This is a genomic window from Hydrogenophaga sp. (assembly GCF_030373245.1).
Classification (GTDB): Bacteria; Pseudomonadota; Gammaproteobacteria; order Burkholderiales; family Burkholderiaceae_C; genus Hydrogenophaga.
The window spans coordinates 252,935-269,115 of sequence record NZ_JAUCZF010000005.1; the positions used below are offsets into that span (position 1 = coordinate 252,935).

The 16,181-nt window shown below is 63.4% G+C and carries 18 protein-coding genes; 11 read left to right on the forward strand and 7 right to left on the reverse strand.

The features are described from left to right. Nucleotides 1–7: 7 nt before the first annotated feature. On the reverse strand, nt 8–943 hold the full coding sequence (locus tag QUV25_RS13350) for a folate-binding protein (protein ID WP_300864657.1): 936 nt from the start codon (nt 941–943) through the stop codon (nt 8–10). 124 nt (nt 944–1,067) lie between these two features. On the opposite strand from QUV25_RS13350, the gene mltG reads away from it, so the two are divergent. The 10 genes from mltG to QUV25_RS13400 all read left to right on the forward strand — a co-directional run bounded on the left by mltG (nt 1,068) and on the right by QUV25_RS13400 (nt 11,682). Then, complete coding sequence (mltG, locus tag QUV25_RS13355) at nt 1,068–2,066, forward strand: endolytic transglycosylase MltG (RefSeq protein WP_300864831.1); 999 nt, start codon at nt 1,068–1,070, stop codon at nt 2,064–2,066. A gap of 29 nt (nt 2,067–2,095) precedes the next feature. Continuing rightward, on the forward strand, nt 2,096–2,746 hold the full coding sequence (tmk, locus tag QUV25_RS13360; RefSeq protein ID WP_300864659.1) for a dTMP kinase: 651 nt from the start codon (nt 2,096–2,098) through the stop codon (nt 2,744–2,746). Beyond that, nucleotides 2,743–3,780 (forward strand): DNA polymerase III subunit delta', encoded by a 1,038-nt coding sequence (locus QUV25_RS13365; protein ID WP_300864660.1) that lies wholly within the window; start codon nt 2,743–2,745, stop codon nt 3,778–3,780. Before tmk ends, QUV25_RS13365 begins: the two co-directional genes overlap by 4 nt. Nucleotides 3,781–3,855: 75 nt before the next feature. Further along, nucleotides 3,856–4,221, forward strand: a complete 366-nt coding sequence (locus QUV25_RS13370) for a PilZ domain-containing protein (RefSeq protein ID WP_300864663.1) — start codon at nt 3,856–3,858, stop codon at nt 4,219–4,221. A gap of 70 nt (nt 4,222–4,291) precedes the next feature. After that, a complete protein-coding gene (locus QUV25_RS13375) occupies nt 4,292–5,101 on the forward strand; it encodes a TatD family hydrolase (RefSeq protein ID WP_300864665.1) in 810 nt (269 codons plus the stop codon). 16 nt (nt 5,102–5,117) lie between these two features. Next, nucleotides 5,118–5,786 carry an ankyrin repeat domain-containing protein gene (locus tag QUV25_RS13380; RefSeq protein ID WP_300864666.1) on the forward strand — a complete coding sequence of 223 codons (669 nt, stop codon included), beginning with the start codon at nt 5,118–5,120 and terminating at the stop codon, nt 5,784–5,786. A 239-nt stretch (nt 5,787–6,025) separates the two neighbouring features. Continuing rightward, nucleotides 6,026–6,472: a tripartite tricarboxylate transporter TctB family protein gene (locus QUV25_RS13385; RefSeq protein WP_300864668.1), complete on the forward strand. Its 447-nt coding sequence runs from the start codon at nt 6,026–6,028 to the stop codon at nt 6,470–6,472. A gap of 50 nt (nt 6,473–6,522) precedes the next feature. Beyond that, the gene (locus QUV25_RS13390; protein ID WP_300864669.1) at nt 6,523–8,040 is read left to right on the forward strand and encodes a tripartite tricarboxylate transporter permease; all 1,518 of its coding nucleotides are present in this window, start codon (nt 6,523–6,525) and stop codon (nt 8,038–8,040) included. 2,276 nt (nt 8,041–10,316) lie between these two features. After that, nucleotides 10,317–10,604, forward strand: coding sequence for a hypothetical protein (locus QUV25_RS13395; protein WP_300864671.1), 288 nt, complete (start codon nt 10,317–10,319; stop codon nt 10,602–10,604). Nucleotides 10,605–11,055: 451 nt separating this feature from the next. Beyond that, nucleotides 11,056–11,682, forward strand: a complete 627-nt coding sequence (locus tag QUV25_RS13400) for a class I SAM-dependent methyltransferase (RefSeq protein WP_300864673.1) — start codon at nt 11,056–11,058, stop codon at nt 11,680–11,682. 410 nt (nt 11,683–12,092) lie between these two features. Here QUV25_RS13400 and QUV25_RS13405 read toward each other — a convergent pair whose 3' ends face one another. Beyond that, nucleotides 12,093–12,506: a type II toxin-antitoxin system VapC family toxin gene (locus tag QUV25_RS13405; protein WP_300864675.1), complete on the reverse strand. Its 414-nt coding sequence runs from the start codon at nt 12,504–12,506 to the stop codon at nt 12,093–12,095. Next, nucleotides 12,503–12,766 (reverse strand): AbrB/MazE/SpoVT family DNA-binding domain-containing protein, encoded by a 264-nt coding sequence (locus QUV25_RS13410; RefSeq protein ID WP_300864677.1) that lies wholly within the window; start codon nt 12,764–12,766, stop codon nt 12,503–12,505. The genes QUV25_RS13405 and QUV25_RS13410 overlap by 4 nt, the downstream gene beginning before the upstream one ends. A 55-nt stretch (nt 12,767–12,821) precedes the next feature. Here QUV25_RS13410 and QUV25_RS13415 point away from each other — a divergent pair, with 55 nt between their 5' ends. Continuing rightward, entirely contained in the window at nt 12,822–12,965 is a 144-nt protein-coding gene (locus tag QUV25_RS13415) for a hypothetical protein (protein ID WP_300864678.1), read from the forward strand. Between the two features lie 155 nt (nt 12,966–13,120). Here QUV25_RS13415 and QUV25_RS13420 read toward each other — a convergent pair whose 3' ends face one another. The 4 genes from QUV25_RS13420 to QUV25_RS13435 all read right to left on the reverse strand — a co-directional run bounded on the left by QUV25_RS13420 (nt 13,121) and on the right by QUV25_RS13435 (nt 15,885). Beyond that, nucleotides 13,121–14,194, reverse strand: coding sequence for a methyltransferase (locus tag QUV25_RS13420; protein ID WP_300864680.1), 1,074 nt, complete (start codon nt 14,192–14,194; stop codon nt 13,121–13,123). A gap of 62 nt (nt 14,195–14,256) precedes the next feature. Next, nucleotides 14,257–14,748, reverse strand: a complete 492-nt coding sequence (locus tag QUV25_RS13425; RefSeq protein WP_300864682.1) for a VOC family protein — start codon at nt 14,746–14,748, stop codon at nt 14,257–14,259. A 16-nt stretch (nt 14,749–14,764) separates the two neighbouring features. Then, nucleotides 14,765–15,439 (reverse strand): glutathione S-transferase family protein, encoded by a 675-nt coding sequence (locus tag QUV25_RS13430; protein WP_300864684.1) that lies wholly within the window; start codon nt 15,437–15,439, stop codon nt 14,765–14,767. Between the two features lie 71 nt (nt 15,440–15,510). After that, entirely contained in the window at nt 15,511–15,885 is a 375-nt protein-coding gene (locus tag QUV25_RS13435) for a hypothetical protein (protein ID WP_300864687.1), read from the reverse strand. Nucleotides 15,886–16,181: the final 296 nt, after the last annotated feature.

Here is a 16,181-nt window from a genome sequence, read left to right on the forward strand (position 1 = left end):
CCTGGCCTCAGATGTCTTCCAGCAACGGGTAGGGCAGGGCCAGCAACCGGAGCTCTGGGCCATCGGCGCTGCCTGCAGACAGGCGGCCGCCCTGCGCGGCACTGACCTGCATGGAGACGATGCCGTTCCAGCCACCCGCGGGCGACGCCGCGGCTGCGGCCACCGTGCCGCAAGGCTGGTCAGCATCGCTGTCGTGAAACACGTCCTGACCCACCGCCAGAGGGACTTCGCAGGCGACTCGGTAGGCGCGCCGTTTGAGCGTGCCGCGGAACTGGCTGCGGGCGACCACCTCCTGGCCAGGGTAGCAGCCCTTCTTGAAGTTCACCCCGCCTACCGACTCGTAGTTCAGCATCTGGGGCACAAAGGCCTCGGCCACGGGCTGGCTCAGCGTGGCCACGCCGCTCATGACCTCAAGCCAGGACCAGACTGCGGGGTCCAGAGCGGGGCCAACCGGCGCCTCCGCCTCGACTCCCTCGGCCATTGGCCGCACGCACAAGGCACGCGCCATCCCTTCGGACGGATACAGGCGAGTCCATGACGTCCCATCCTCGCAGGCGCGGTGACTCCACGGGGTGTCGGGCAGACCGGCCACCGCCGCACCGGCCACGCCCCAGATGGCGAACGCGTCGCTCGCATCACTGAGCTTGACCTGGGCGCGCAGGACAAACATGGACAGGCGCTTGAGCGTGGCCGCCAGCAGATCCCGGCTGCACAGCAGCAATATCTCGTCGTGGCCCCGCTTCAAGCCGATGAAGCTGGCCAGCATGCGCCCCTTGGCTGAGCAAAAAGCGGCCAGGCGGGCTTCGGACAGACCGAGCAGGGCAAAGTCCTGCGTCAGCTGGCCTTGCAGAAACTTGGCGGCTTCTGGCCCCTGGGCGCGGATCACGCCCAGCGAGTCCAGTCGGGCGACACCTTGGGGCATTGAGGGGAGGGTGGTGGTCATGAGAGGTCCTGCGAGCGCTGGCACAGAGGTGCGTTGATGGCTCGATTATGATCATGGCGCCCTCGGGCCGGCCTCGTTGCCACCCTTGTCCCCACCGCCTTCCTGCCCACGGCTGCAGCTCTTGATTCGCCTGTTCAAACGCCTTCTGATTGCGTGTGTGCTGCTGGCCATGCTGGTGGCAGGCGCCGCTGTGTGGTGGCTCCAGCGCCCACTGGTGCCAGCCGACGCCACCCAGGCGCTGGAGCTGACGGTGGCGCCCGGCGCTTCGCCCAGACGAGTGGCGGAATCGCTGGCCAACGCAGGCGCCGAGTCGCCTGCCACGCTGCTGTTTGCCTGGTTCCGGCTGTCGGGACAGGCGCGCGACATCAAGGCGGGCAGCTACGAGTTCGAAGCCGGCACGACGCCGCGAAGTCTGCTGGACAAGCTGGTGCGGGGCGACCAGGCACTGCGCAGCCTGACCCTGCTGGAAGGCTGGAACATCCGGGAGATGATGGCGGCGGTGCGCAGCTCGCCCGATCTGCAACAGGACATCGAGGGCATGAGCCTGCCCGAGATCATGACGCTGATCGGCTACCCCGGCCGCCACCCCGAGGGCCGCTTTTTCCCCGATACCTACCGCATGGTGAAGCACGCACCGGCCTCCACCGTGCTGCGCCAGGCTGCTCTGGCGATGGACCAGCGCCTGGCAGAAGCCTGGGCGCAGCGCAGCGCCACGACGCCGCTGCGATCACCCGACGAAGCGCTGATCCTGGCCAGCATCGTCGAGAAAGAGACCGGGCTGGAAAGCGACCGTGCGCAGATTGCCGGCGTGTTCAGCAACCGGCTGCGCATCGGCATGCGACTGCAGACCGATCCCACCGTGATCTACGGTCTGGGCGAGCGTTTCGACGGCAACCTGCGCCGCATTCACCTGCAGACCGACACACCCTACAACACCTACACCCGCGCCGGGCTGCCGCCCACGCCGATCGCCATGCCGGGCTGGAACAGCCTGCTCGCGGCTGTGCAGCCGCAAGCCACCCGGGCGCTCTATTTCGTCTCGCGCGGCGATGGCTCCAGCCAGTTCAGCGTCACCCTGCAAGAGCACAACGCCGCCGTGCAGCGTTTCATCCTGCGTCGCTGAGCGCGCTGCCCGAGGCTTATGCTTGCCGCATGACAACAACCGGTTTGTTCATCAGTTTCGAGGGGATCGACGGCGCGGGCAAGTCCACCCACATCGCGGGCCTGGCCGATGCCTTTCGCGCCCAGGGCAGGGTGGTGACGCTGACCCGCGAGCCAGGCGGGACGCCACTGGCCGAAAAGCTGCGTGCGCTGGTACTGAACGACGCCATGGATCCGCTGTGCGAAGCCTTGCTCATGTTTGCAGCGCGCCGCGACCACCTGCAGCAGGTGATCGAGCCGGCGCTCGCTCGGGGCGAAGTGGTGCTGTGCGACCGCTTTACCGATGCCACCGTGGCGTACCAGGGCTTTGGGCGCGGCTTTGATCTGGCTGTGTTGCGCCAGCTCGAAAACTGGGTCCAGGCCTTGCCCGAAGGCGGACTGCGCCAGCCAGACCTGACGGTCTGGTTCGATCTGCCGCCAGCGACCGCCGCCAAGCGCCTGGCTGGTACCCGGGTGCCCGACCGCTTCGAATCCCAGCCGGTCGAGTTTTTCACCCGCGTGGCAGCGGGCTACGCCCACCGTCTGCTGGAGCAGCCCGCCCGATTCGCCCGCATCGCCTCCGACCGGCCGCTGGACGAGGTCTGGGTCAGCTTGCGCACCGCCTTCGAATACCGCGGCTGGCTGCAGCCGGTTGAGTCATGAGCCCAGGCCCTGCGGCGCTTGCGCCCTGGCTGCAAGACCAGTTGCGAACCTGTCAGACACAGCGCGGCCATGCGCTGCTGCTGGCCGGGCCGTCTGGTTTGGGGCAGTACGACCTGGCGCTGGCGCTGGCGCAGGCCTGGCTGTGTGAAGCGCCCACCGAAGCCGGTGCCTGCGGGCAGTGCGGCAGTTGCCATGCGGTGGACGTGCGCACCCATGCCGATCTCTGCGTGCTCATGCCGGAAACCTTGTGCCTGGAGCTGGCCTGGCCACTCGACGAATCCGCGCAGAAAGACATCGACGACAAGAAGCGCAAACCGAGCAAGGTGATCCGGGTCGACGCCACTCGCCAGGCCGTCAGCTTCACCCAGTTCACCCGCTCGCGCGGCAGCACCAAGGTGGTGCTGGTGTACCCGGCCGAACGCATGAACAACGAGTCGGCCAATACCTTGCTCAAAACTCTGGAAGAGCCGGTGGGCGCGGTGCGCCTGGTGCTGGCCACCGAAGCGGCCGACATGCTGCTGCCCACCATTCGCAGCCGCTGCCAGACCCACACCATGGCCTGGCCCGACGAAGGCCCGGCCGTCGACTGGTTGCTGGCTCAGGTCAACGCCGACCCCAAGCAGCACGCAACCCGGGAGCAGGCCCAGGTCTGGCTGCAAGCCGCCGGTGGACGCCCAGACGACGCACTCGACTGGGCCCGCAGCGGCCTGGACGCCCAGGCCTGGGCCGCCTTGCCACAAGCCCTGAGCCGCGGCGACTGGTCGCTGATGAGCGGCTGGCCTGCCGTGCGGCAGCTCGAGGTGCTGCAAAAGCTGTGCCACGACCTGATGGCCCACGCCAGCGGCGGTGCACCCCGGTTCTTCCGGGCCGCCCAGTTGCCGCCAGCGCCGCGCTGGACCGCGCTGGCCCAATGGTCCAAAGAATTGCTGGCGGCGGCGCGCTCGGTCGAGCACCCCTTCAACCCGGGCCTGACGCAGGAAGCCTGGGCAGCCCACACCCGCGAGGTGCTTTCTCGGACGCCGCAGCGTGTCTGAATCGCCAGATCTGGCGGCTTTTTCGCGCGTACTCTGAATCTCACACGCACCGGATTGCCGCTAAACTTGCAGGCCATGAGCACTTCACCGGCAGCCAGCGCATCACGCCCAAGCGTGATCCAGCTTTCCATCAAGGAAAAAGCGGCGCTGTACGCGGCCTACATTCCACTGTTTGCCGATGGGGGAATCTTCATCCCCTCCACCCGCGACTACCGTCTGGGCGACGACGTGTACGTGTTGCTGAGCCTGCCCGACGATCCTCAGCGATACCCGGTCGCAGGCAAGGTGGCTTGGGTCACGCCGGCCAAAGCCCAGGCAGGTCGCACCCAGGGAGTGGGCATCCGGTTCCCGGCGGACGAAAAATCGCGCCAGCTCAAGCTGCGCATCGAAGAAATCCTGGGTACCCAGCTGGGTTCTGACCGCCCGACCCAGACCATCTGACGGCCGTCCAGGCCGCGCTCGGGTCCGTGAGCACCCAGCAGGTGCGGCTTCCCGTGCGAAACTGCGGCCCATGTTCACCGATTCACACTGCCACCTGAGCTTCCCTGAGCTGCGCGCGCAACTGCCCGACATCCTGCTCTCCATGCAGTCCGCCGAGGTGGACCGCGCTCTGTGCATCTGCACCACGCTGGAAGAGTTTGACGACGTGCACAGGCTGGCCCGGGAGCACGCCAATCTCTGGTGCACCGCCGGGGTCCACCCGGACAACGAGGGCGTACTGGAACCCAGTCTGGATGATTTGCTGCAGCGCGCCGCGCTGCCCCGCGTGGTCGGTATTGGCGAGACTGGGCTGGACTACTACCGGCTGAACGGACGCAGCGTGGCCGACATGGCGTGGCAACGCGAGCGCTACCGGGTGCACATTCAGGCCGCGCGCCAGACCGATTTGCCGCTGGTGATTCACACCCGAAGTGCCTCGGATGACACCCTGTCCATTTTGCGCGAGGCTGGCGGCTTCGCCAGCGCAAACGAGGGCGGATGTCCCGTTGCCCGTGGCGTGTTCCACTGCTTCACCGAGACCGAAGCCGTGGCCCGCGCCGCGCTGGATCTGGATTTCTACATTTCCTTCTCGGGCATCATTACGTTTCGCAACGCAGGCGACCTGCGCGACCTTTTGCGCTGGGTGCCGCTGGAGCGCATGCTGATCGAGACCGACAGCCCCTATCTGGCACCAGTACCACACCGAGGCAAGACCAACACCCCGGCCTATGTGCCCTTCGTCGCACGACAGATTGCCGAGGTCAAAGGTCTTTCGGTGGAGGCCGTGGCCCGGGCCACCAGAGACAATTTTGACCATCTTTTCACGCGTGTGACAGCCTAAAAATATTAGGTAACACATGAAGTTTTATAAAAAGCTTATTGTTTTTGTTTGGGTATTTCTGGCGACATTCAGCGTCCGAGCCGGCGCATATGAAGACTTTTTCGCGGCCGCTCGCAGCGACAACGAATCGACCGTGGTGGCACTTGCGCTGCGGGGTTTTGACCTCAACACACGGGACGAGAAGGGCGAAACCGGGCTGCTGATCGCGCTGCGGCGGGGATCGCTCAAGGTCGCCGACTTCCTGCTTAAGCAAAACGCGGTGGCCGTGGAGGCGCGCAATCTCCAGGGCGAAAGCCCGTTGATGATGGCCGCCTTGAAGGGCAATCTGGTGCAGGCGCAGCGGCTCATCCAGCGCGGAGCAGAGGTCAACAAACCGGGCTGGACGCCTCTGCATTACGGGGCCAGCAACCCGGAGCCGGTCAGCCTGGCGATGGTGCGACTCCTGCTGGAGCACCACGCCTATATCGACGCCGAATCGCCCAACAAGTCCACGCCGCTCATGATGGCGGCCCGCTACGGGCAAGACCCGGTGGTCCAGCTGCTGCTGCAAGAGGGCGCCGATCCCCTGCTGCGCAACGAACAAGGCCTCTCCGCAATGGACTTCGCGCGGCAGGCCGGGCGGGCGGCATCGGTCGAGCTCATCGCCAAACACGTTCGAGCCAAGCAGCCCGCGGGCAAGTGGTGAGTCCACACCGTTGAGCGGGCAGAGCGCTCCTCTGTGCTGCAGCGGACCGCGTCGCCCCTAAACGGATCACGTCGACAGCGCTGCGTCACGGGCGACAGCGGGAAATTTGCCCGGGCCGCTACGCGAGGTTCACCCTACGTGCAACTACTTAAGCCGCAAGACCCCAAAACCGCGTCCAATGGCGGCTGAGCCGCTTGGCTCGACCCTGGCCTTCGTCCGGGGCACCCTGAGGAGAACCCATGCACAAAAGAGACACCCGCGACATCATCGGGGGACTGGGCTTGGCCGCCATCGGCCTCTTTGCCGTGATCTACGGCCAACGCTACGAGTTCGGCGACCTCAACCGCATGGGCCCCGGGTATTTCCCCGTGGCACTGGGCGCCTTGCTTGCTGTGCTCGGTGTGCTGATCGCGCTGCCGGCTTTCTTCCGCCGCGGCGAGCCGATCGTGGTGGCCTGGAAGACGTTTGCACTGGTCATGGCCAGCATCGTGGTGTTTGCCTCCACGCTGAAGGTGCTGGGTGTGATCTTCGCCACCGCCATCGCGGTGATCGTGGCTTCGACGGCCGACAACGCTTCCACCTGGAAAGGGCGCCTGCTGACCGCAGCTGGCATCGCGCTGATCACCTGGCTGGTGTTCAAGTTTGGCCTTGGCATGGTTCTGCCGACTTGGCCATGGAGCCCTTGAGCACATCCGACCGAACAGCCCGACCCACCACCTGACAGAGACATTCCCCCATGGACATCCTTAACGGACTGCTGCTCGGCCTTGACGCCGCACTGAACCCGGTCACGCTGCTGTACTGCTTTGTCGGCGTGTTTCTCGGCACGCTGATCGGTGTGCTGCCCGGCATCGGCGCACTGGCGACGATCTCGCTGCTGCTGCCGGTGACCTACCACATCCCGCCCACCGCAGCGATCGTGATGCTCGCCGGCGTGTACTACGGCGCGCAGTACGGCGGATCGACCGCTTCGATCCTGCTGAACCTGCCGGGTACGCCATCCTCGGCGGTGACCACGCTGGACGGGTACCCCATGGCCAAACAGGGCAGGGCAGGCGTGGCGCTGTTCATGACGACCATTGCCTCGTTCGTCGGCTCGATGCTCGGCATCCTGGTGCTTGTGCTGTTTTCGCCGGCTATTGCGGAGCTCGGCCTGAAGTTTGGCCCGGCCGAGTACTTCGCCATGATGCTGCTGGGTCTGATTGCAGCCTCGGCGCTGGCGTCTGGCTCTCCGGCCAAGGGACTGGCGATGGTGGTGTTTGGTCTGTTGCTGGGCACGGTGGGTACCGACATCAACTCGGGTCAGGCCCGCTTCGAGTTCGGCATCCCCGAACTCACCGACGGCATCAACCTCGTGGCACTGGCGATGGGCATGTTCGGCATCTCCGAGGTTGTCTCCAGCGTGAACCAGGTTCGCGAAGGCGAGGTGCGCGAAGACATCAACATGCGCACCATGACGCCCACCCGCGAGGATGTGAAGCAATCCATCATGCCGATGCTGCGGGGCACTGCGGTCGGCAGTTTCTTCGGCGCCTTGCCGGGCACGGGCGCATCGATCGCATCGTTCATGTCGTACGCGGTGGAGAAGAAGGTCGCCAAGGACCCGAGCCGGTTCGGCAAAGGCGCCATCGAAGGCATCTGCGCACCGGAAGCAGCCAACAACGCTGCCTCGCAAACCGCTTTCGTGCCCACGCTGTCGCTGGGCATTCCGGGCGATGCCGTCATGGCCTTGATGCTGGGCGCACTCATCATCCACGGTATCCAGCCAGGCCCGCTGCTGATGACCCAGCAGCCCGAACTGTTCTGGGGTCTGATCGTGAGCTTCGGTATCGGCAACATCATGCTGATGATCCTGAACCTGCCACTGATCGGCCTGTGGGTGGCCATTCTGCGCATCCCGTATCGCGTGCTGTACCCAGCCATCCTGGTCTTCATCAGCCTGGGTGTGTACAGCGTCAACAACAACACCTTCGACGTGTTCATGGTCGCCATCATTGGCGCGGTGGGCTACGTGCTGGCGGTGCTGAAATTCGAGGCGGCACCGATGTTGCTGGGGTTTGTGCTGGGCCCATTGATGGAAGAAAACCTCCGCCGCGCATTGCTCCTGTCGCGCGGCGACATGATGACTTTCATCGAGCGCCCGATCAGCGCCGGTTTCCTCGTGTTTGGTGCAGCCATCGTGCTGTGGAGCGTCTGGACCTCCATGAGAGCCTTCTTCAAGGAACGCGAACAGATTGCTGATCAGGCAGCCTGAAAAAGCGGAGCTGGCCTCGCGCTAGCTTTTTAGCCCCACCCTAAGTCGTTGATCTATCTGTATTTCCTAAGCTACATGGCCAAACAGCTGTCAACCCGATTCCGGTCTTCATTGCACTGGTAGCAGCGCTACAAGCGAAGCCACTGCAAAGATTGGCCGCACTGCAGCCAACTCACATGTAAATCTGGCCTAGCCCAAGCCGCTACTGTGAGCTGCTAAACGGGGATTCGGGATACGGGTCTGGCGCGCTAGCTTGGAGTGGACAAATCCACAGGGAGCCCGATGCTCGAGGACTTGAGTTCGTCAACGGACTGTCCAGCCGTTCAATAGCCCGCCGAGACTCATCAGCAAGTCGATGACGTGCTGCAGCCTGCCGCCGATCAAGTCGGTTGCTGAGTGGGCAGTCATCAGTAGACCGAACATGGCGAACAAAAGGAGCCAAGGCGTCGAACTTGACGTAGACGACTGCCGACTTGAAGCGATGACCAGCGCCAGGAAGCTATCCCAGACCGACTCCCTCGGTGATCCTGCGTTCACGGTAGCCGAACTAGCACCGCCGGAAGGGCGAGATTCAGCGTCGCCATGGAGCGAATCATCTGAACTGGCTGGCGAGGAGGGCGGCCCCGACCGCGCCGAGTTGGGTGTTTCGCCACTTTCAGCGCCGGCGTCAGACGAATCGACGGTCTTGGCAGCGGGGGACGAGTGGTCCGGCTGTGCCGGCTTGGTCAATGAATTGGGAGACCCCTCATCGAGCTTCGCGGCCTCTGACCCCCGATCAGTAGTTTTCGGAGCGGGCGGTTGGCGCCCCGGATCAGTTTCTACCGCGTACCTGATCGGCTGATCCAAAACAAACGGTGGCAAAGGAGCGGCACTGCCCATCCGGTCAGAGGTGCACACCCAAAGCTGGAACGCTGCCTTCGAGCCGCGGGAACCGCGGTACCTTACAAAGTAGATGCGTGGAAGGCGCTTCTCTCGACACCGATAGGCGTGATCCGCGGCGAACTCCTTGTATGCACGCGAGAGCGCATCCCAGGCGTCATCTGTCTTACCGAATTCGGACGCTACGGTCGCGTTGGGTAGGACATAGCTGCCGCTTGGCCGCCCGTGCGCCTTGAATGCGCAGACCAGCGCGTCAGCAATCATCGTCCGCGAGTCTGCGACCCTGCGATCCTCAAGCCTGGCGGCGATGTTCTCTCGTACACACAAGGCGAGTAGATCCATGCCAAGGATGAGCGACTCCCTGGCATCACGACTGTCAGCTGGTCGCCAATCAGCCGTGTCGCTGCCACCGCTGCGACCGGTTTCGCTGCCAAGCTCAGTAGCAATGGTGTCAACTTTTCCCATCTTCTGGTAACGCCTTTGATTGCGTCGGCGATCACCGAGATCTTATGCCGAAGGCGCGCGAAGCAACTTAGCGAGCGGCGCCGTGAGAAGCGGTGAGTAGAGCTGAGGCACTGTGAGAACACATGCGGAAACGTGCGGAAGTCTGCGGAGAACGCTGACAGCGACTTGGGCGCCTCGTACGCTGCCCCTCCCCAGTCTTGCGCCGACGGTTGCGCAGAGGAGACCACATGCCATAGACACCCACCGCAGTTTCGGGCGCCCAAAAAGAAAAAAGCCCGGGAGAACCCGGGCCTCGGCATAGGGACATGCCGCAACCGTACAGCTGGATTGTCCCTTGTCGCCATGGCCGAGTCAACGGTCATGGAGAGCTGCGCCCTGTTGAAAAACACATATCCCAGCACCTCATGGACAGCAAAGGACACCACGACCATGTTTCCATTTGTAAAGGGCGCCTTTGGGCGTCAAGCTCGCTATCGCCACAGCCCGCTCCCGGTACTCCGGACAGCGCACCCCATCAGCCACGACTTCCTGCAGCTGTCATCGACAGCGCATAAGTTCAACCTCCTTCACTATTTGACTGCGCCGGGCGTGAGCGGCGTGTTGGCCGACCGACAGCTTCCGGGCTGGGTCGGCGCATACTCGCCAGCTGATGGCACCAAGCCCTCGGTGAAGGACTGGTTTCGCATGGGGCGAAGTGGCACTCCCGACCCATTTCGGTCATTTGAGGTTCGCCGACCAGCCCTACTGCTCTGTCAAGTGGTGACGAGGTGGCATTGCCTAGGTGCGCAGGGGTGCCACCTAGGTTTACCCGCTTGCTCATATGTCCAAGTCTGTTACGGTGACATTGGCAGCATCTGGCTTCAGACCGGTTCAACCCGATTCGTCCCCCCCTGTTGTGCAAAGTTTCTTGTCATCAACATGAGGAAATTCCAATGGCCTATGGTGTGATTTCACAATGGACTTCCAGCGCCGCGTTTGATGCGGCAATGGAAACCGAAGCGCGAGAGAAATACATTCCTGGAATCAAGGCTCTAGGCGCCGTAAATGCCTTCTTCATTTATACCGGCGACACCACGTTCAGCGTGATCTCCATTTACCCGGACGAGGCCGCGGCCACCGCCGCTGCCGAGAAGCAGAAAGCAATGCGCGCTCAGGCAGCAGCGGAGATGCCAGTTAAGATGGTCGGCGAAGTGCGCGGGACTGTTTTTGCATCGTTCTAGAGGTGTGTCCAGGGTGTAGCCTCCGTGAGGCGGACCTGCGAAGCAGATGCTGAACACGGGTGCACGCAGCAGTCACAAGGGTCGACAGAAGTCGGCCCTTTTTTCCTCGTGAATCATCAACTGCCTCCAGTGCATCTTTCGGGATGTCTCACAGGGAGCGCCTCGGGTTCGCCGGAACAGCGGACTTCCGAGACGCTCGATATGGCAGCTCCTGGCAGGAACCGAGTTTCCGCTGGCGCGCTTCGAAGCTGCCTGTCAGCGCGGCTTGATGCCCCCGCACGGGTGGCAGCGTCCCGGTAGCACGAGAGCTCATCTTGCAAGGCCCTGAACTCGATGGGAGACCATTGTGGGTGTCGCATGTCTGCGTGCAGCACGTCGAAGGGACAACCGGCTGAAGGCGCGTCGCGACCTGTGTTCCGGATCAGGGCGGTGCTGTGTGAAATGATGCGGTATGCCATTGAGTTCCGAAGACCTGCAACAAATCGCCGCGCGCACCCTGGCGCACTACGAGCAGCACGCCCAGAGCTACTGGGAAGGCACTCGCGATCACGACGTCAGCCAAAATATCGCGGCATTGCTGAAGCACATACCAGGGCCACCGCCCTTTGACCTGCTGGATTTCGGCTGCGGGCCCGGGCGCGACCTGCACACCTTCAAGGCGCTGGGCCACCGCGCCGTGGGCCTGGAAGGCGCCCCCAGTGCGGCGGCGCTGGCGCGCGTCCACAGCGGCTGCGAGGTGCTGGAGCAGAGCTTCCTGCACCTCGAACTGCCCGCGCAGCGCTACGACGGTGTTTTTGCGAATGCCGTGCTGTTTCATGTGCCCCCCCAGGTCCTGCCGCAAGTTCTGAGAAAACTGCAGGCCTGCCTGCGGCCGGGCGGCGTGCTGTTCAGCTCCAACCCGCGCGGCGATGGCCAGGAGGGCTGGAACGGTGAGCGCTACGGCGCATTTCACGACTGGCCAACCTGGCGCACCCTGGTGACGGCAGCCGGCTTCGACGAGTTGGAGCACTTCTACCGTCCGTCGGGCCTACCTATCGAGCAACAGCCCTGGCTGGCGAGCGTGTGGCGCAAGCGCTGAGCCCCCGGCTTCACAGCACTGCGCATTTGCTGACCAAGCAGCTTAAGCAAGTGCCGCCCACGGCTGCCCTGCGTTTGATTGTCTTGGCAGTCGGATGCCCGGATTGGGTCGGCACGCGATGGTTATGGGCAACGATACTGATCCTTCGATCCGGCGAATGACCAGGGACCGCTGCCGGACTTGGCAGCGAACTGGCGGTATCGGCCATCAAGAGTCACTCGCGACCGTCCGCTGTCTGGTCGCCAGGTCCGGTGCTGGCCAGCGGGCGGGCCGAAGGGAAATCCTTCAACTTTCGCAGGTGGGGCCAAATGCACGTTTGTCGCTTGGCCGAACGCTGAGCAGGATCGCCGCCAATGCGGCAGTACGGCCTATGCCGTCAAACGGCTGTATCAGTGCAGCATCCCCAACGATCAGGCCGGAGCAACCCAGTCTTCTACCTTCAGTCCCCCGACGCGCAGGAACTCACTGGTGTTGTGCGTCACCAGCGTCGCGCTCTCGGCAAGTGCGTGGCAGGCAATCCATAGATCGTTTGCACCGATGGGCGTGCCTGCGTCCTTCAGACGCGTGAACTGCTCGGCGTAGTGCTCGCAGATGGCGGGGCCTGCCGGATACAGCACCGTCACTTGTCGGGCCAAGGCTTCGAGCCGGCGAAGGACCTCCGGCTTTTTCGTGCTGCGCTCGGCGCCCTTTAGCAACTCGGCCCATGTCACGAAGGACATGCACAGCCGGGCATCCTGCGGCAGCGCATCGACCCGCTGCGCGATGGCTGGCGGCTGGTTCTTGATCAGGTAGATGAGGATGTTGGTGTCCAGCACGTAGATCACAGGGCCTCGCGCTCCTGCAGGGGCTGATGGCCGGCCTGCTCAGCCTGCAGCGCTGCGATGAATGCAAGGTCCGCCTCGCCCACGGCGCGCAGGGCATTCAGCAGCGCAGCGCCACGTGCGGCCTGCAAGGGATGGATCACCAGATCCCCCGACTCGTTGCGCGAAATGCTCACGCGGTCAGTGTCGAGCCGGAACTCAGCAGGAATGCGAACCGCCTGGCTGTTGCCGTTGTTGAAGACTCTGGTGGTGAGCGTTTCCACGTGGCGCCCTATGTGTGTACAGTAATGTGTGTATTTTCATTCAAACATCGCTGGCGTGCAACCACGCCCACGGACGCTGCCGGTGTGCGGCTACCTCACGCCACCGGTGGGCCCGAACCTGGTGGTGGCGATGACGGCGTTCAAGCAGCCCTTCGGCACGCTGTGCCGTGCCGTGCCGCGCTGCCCTTCATCGGCCTGATGCTGGGCTGCCTGGCGCTGGTGATCTGGCAGCCGTGGATTGCGATGGGGTTGGTGGGGTGATGCGCAGAGCGGTGAAGTTGCCCCGATGAACGGCCTGCGGAATGGGATTTTGAGCTGCGGCGTGTACTTTCCGGTCAGTCTGGTCACAGAGTTCTATTTGTAGGCAATTGCAGCGCTCGTCGGTCCAGCCAGTGGCATCAGCGCCGTTCGCGAGAAACCTGCAGCCTTGGCCCAAGCCTCAAAGTCGGCGAAGGTGTAGTCGAAGCCATCGCTGGTTTCGATCAGCATGTTCAGGCTCATCATCAGGCCAAAGACGTTTTGGCGACGGTCGTTGTCGATCACGCTCTCGATGGCGACGAATGCGCCACCTGCGGGCAGTGCATCGTGGGCTTTGCGCATCAAGCTGATCTTCTTCTCCTCGTCCCAGTCGTGGAGGATGTTGCCCATGGTGATCACATCAGCCTTGGGGAAGGCATCGGCGAAGAAGTCACCAGCGGCGGTCGCCACGTATTCGGTGAGTTGGAGGTGCGCGATGTTGCCCTGCGCGATCGGCTGTACTGCCGGCAGATCGAAACTGGTGCAGCGCATGTGCGGCTGGTGCTTCGCCACCATCAGGGACAAGTGAGCGCCTGATCCGCCAATGTCCACCAGGCTCTTACTGCTGGAGAAGTCGAACTGCTGTGCAAAGGCCATGAAGGCACCCATCTGGATACCGGCCATCGCGTTCACGAAGCCCTTCAGTTTCTCGGGATCGCTGTAGAGCGTGCCGAAGAAATCAATACCGCTCTTGGCTTCGTTCTGCTGTTGTCCCGTGCTCAACGCCGTGTTGAGATCGCCCCAGAATCCATAGAGGCGGTCATCGGCCATCTCGAGGATGCCGCCGAGGTAACTCGGCTTGTTCTTGTCCAGGAAGAACGCGGTCTCCTTGCCGTTGCTGTACACCGCGTCAGCCAGTAGGCCTTTGCGCTCCAGGAAGCCGAAGTGCGTGAGGGTGTCGAGAAAGTCGAGCGCGTTGCGTTCGCTGCACTTCAGGCGCAAGGTTTGCATGATCTGCGCGGCACTCAGCCAGCCTTTCTCAGCGAGGTGGGTGAACAGTTCGAAGCGCGTGGCGGTGAGCAGCACCTTCGAGGCCCAGAAGCCCATGCCAATCTTCATGATCATCTCGGGCGAAGGTTGCGTTGCGTGACCATGGCTGGTCATCGAGGCGGGAACGGTAGCAGTTTCCATGGTTTTCTCCAGATAGCGATTTCGAACAGGGCGTTTCGTGACAGCCAAAGAGCGCCGCAGCCTCAGGCTGGCGACTTGGCCTTGGCCGCCGTCCAGCGCTGCAGCTTCTCGCGCGCGCCGTTGTGGGCCGGGTCCATCTGCGCGTCATGCCCGGCGCGCTTGGCGCACAGTTCGATGACGTAGCCATTGGGGTCGCGAAAGTAGATCGAGTCGACGAAGCCGTGGTTGGAGACACCACGCGTTTCGATGCCGCTGGCCTTGCCCTTGGCCAGCATGTCGGGCAGAACCGGTGAGTCGACTTCAAGCGCAATGTGCAGGTCGTAGTCGTGCTGTGGCTTGAAGTCGAAGGGCATGTCTGAGACCTCGAAAAAGGCCAGGTGCGAGCCGTCGTCGAGCCGGTAGAAGGTGTGCAGCACCTCGGTGGCGCGGCCGGTCTTGCTTCGGCTGATCTCCAGCGCGCCGACCATCGGCAGGCCGAGGAAGTCTTCGTAGAACGCGCGTGTCTCTTCCGAGTCCCGGCAACGGTAGGCGTTGTGGTGCAACTTGCGGATCATGGCGGGCTCTCCAGCGTCAGACCGCAACCATCGCCTTGCCCTTGAGCGACGCGGCGTAGCCGTCGATCACCTGGTACACCTGCGGCCAGCTCTTCAACGCCTTCATACGGCCGAGCCAGTGCTTCACGTTGGGGTAGTCCGACAGGTCGCTGCCGATCACCTCGGCCAGCGCTACGTAGGCCGCCGCGTGGTAATCGGCGATGGTGATCGAGTCGCCGCACAAAAAGTTGTGGCCCGGGCCCAGCACGTTTTCGTCAAGCACCTTCAGCCACGCCTGCGCACGCTCCTGGCCACGCTGCAAAGTGGCGGCCTGCGCCTCGTCGCTGCGGCGCTTGTGAGTGTCGAAGATCTGCGGATAGACCAGCGCGTAAACCAGGTCCTGGTTCAGCTGCGTGCTGGTCCAGTCCATGCGTTCGTTGACGCGGGCGCGTTGCTTCAGGTCCTTGGGGTAAGCCGGCGAGCCGATCGTGTCGGCCAGGTACTTCAGGATCGCCGAGCTCTCGGTCAGCACGAAGTCGCCGTCCTCGAGCGTGGGAACCAGCTTGTTCGGGTTGAGGCCCGCGTAGGGCGCCTGCACGTGTTCGCCGGTGAACAAATCCACCACCTGCATCTCCAGCGGAATGCCGCTTTCGGCGGCAAACAGCATGATGGTGCGGCTGGTGGTGGAGATGGGGTGGTAGTAGAGCTTCATGGGTTACTTTCCTTTGGGGTGGTGAAGGTCGGGGTTGCCGGTACTTAAAAAGGGCGAGAAGGCGAGATCATTCAGACAACAGCCTGGAAGCACCCTGGCAGCGACAGCGAGCCGCTGCCGGTCCTCAGAGCCAGGCCGCCCGTAGCCCCCCACTCGGTATCCATGACCACGTTTGAATTCGCAGGCACGGCCAGCACAAAGACGCCCCTTTCGTTGGTGAGCGCCGTACCCAGCGGGCGGCCATCTTCGGTACGCACATGGACGGCTGCATTTGCTGCGCCCATCCACGTCGAATCGACCACACAGCCTTCCAGCAAGACTGTGGCGGCGGCGGGCTGCCGTGCAGACTTCGCCTCACTCGGCAGGTCATTGATTTCACTGCCGCCACAACCCACGAGCATCAGGTTCGACACCGCGACGGTGGCCAACAGAAAAGGATTGCGCAAGCACATGAAGTTCTGCAGTGGACGGCCCAAGAGCCGACGACCTGGGATGAACTGTCTGCGCACGAGGCCAGCCGCGTCCTTGCTGGTGGGCGAGATGGGGTGGTGTACTGGCTTCATGGGGTGGGTCCTTTCAGGGTGGTGTTCGGCGCTGTGACCGACGGGGTTTTCGGAGGACTGAACGATAGGTGCCGACGGCCTTGGCGTCGATGCCGAGCGCCGCAATCGTGTCGTGCAGAAATCCGAAGGTGTGGTTGACCCATAAACGCACTAAAGTCGAGGCTGCCGAGGAGGGCGAC

Excerpts from the sequence above, each read along its gene's own strand:
- tmk (WP_300864659.1), top strand. The coding sequence starts at position 2,096 with ATGACAACAACCGGTTTGTTCATCAGTTTCGAGGGGATCGACGGCGCG.
- QUV25_RS13385 (WP_300864668.1), top strand. The coding sequence starts at position 6,026 with ATGCACAAAAGAGACACCCGCGACATCATCGGGGGACTGGGCTTGGCC.
- QUV25_RS13375 (WP_300864665.1), top strand. The coding sequence starts at position 4,292 with ATGTTCACCGATTCACACTGCCACCTGAGCTTCCCTGAGCTGCGCGCG.
- QUV25_RS13350 (WP_300864657.1), bottom strand. The coding sequence starts at position 943 with ATGACCACCACCCTCCCCTCAATGCCCCAAGGTGTCGCCCGACTGGAC.
- QUV25_RS13370 (WP_300864663.1), top strand. The coding sequence starts at position 3,856 with ATGAGCACTTCACCGGCAGCCAGCGCATCACGCCCAAGCGTGATCCAG.
- QUV25_RS13425 (WP_300864682.1), bottom strand. The coding sequence starts at position 14,748 with ATGATCCGCAAGTTGCACCACAACGCCTACCGTTGCCGGGACTCGGAA.
- QUV25_RS13365 (WP_300864660.1), top strand. The coding sequence starts at position 2,743 with ATGAGCCCAGGCCCTGCGGCGCTTGCGCCCTGGCTGCAAGACCAGTTG.
- QUV25_RS13430 (WP_300864684.1), bottom strand. The coding sequence starts at position 15,439 with ATGAAGCTCTACTACCACCCCATCTCCACCACCAGCCGCACCATCATG.
- QUV25_RS13395 (WP_300864671.1), top strand. The coding sequence starts at position 10,317 with ATGGCCTATGGTGTGATTTCACAATGGACTTCCAGCGCCGCGTTTGAT.
- QUV25_RS13400 (WP_300864673.1), top strand. The coding sequence starts at position 11,056 with ATGCCATTGAGTTCCGAAGACCTGCAACAAATCGCCGCGCGCACCCTG.
- QUV25_RS13420 (WP_300864680.1), bottom strand. The coding sequence starts at position 14,194 with ATGGAAACTGCTACCGTTCCCGCCTCGATGACCAGCCATGGTCACGCA.
- QUV25_RS13380 (WP_300864666.1), top strand. The coding sequence starts at position 5,118 with ATGAAGTTTTATAAAAAGCTTATTGTTTTTGTTTGGGTATTTCTGGCG.
- QUV25_RS13390 (WP_300864669.1), top strand. The coding sequence starts at position 6,523 with ATGGACATCCTTAACGGACTGCTGCTCGGCCTTGACGCCGCACTGAAC.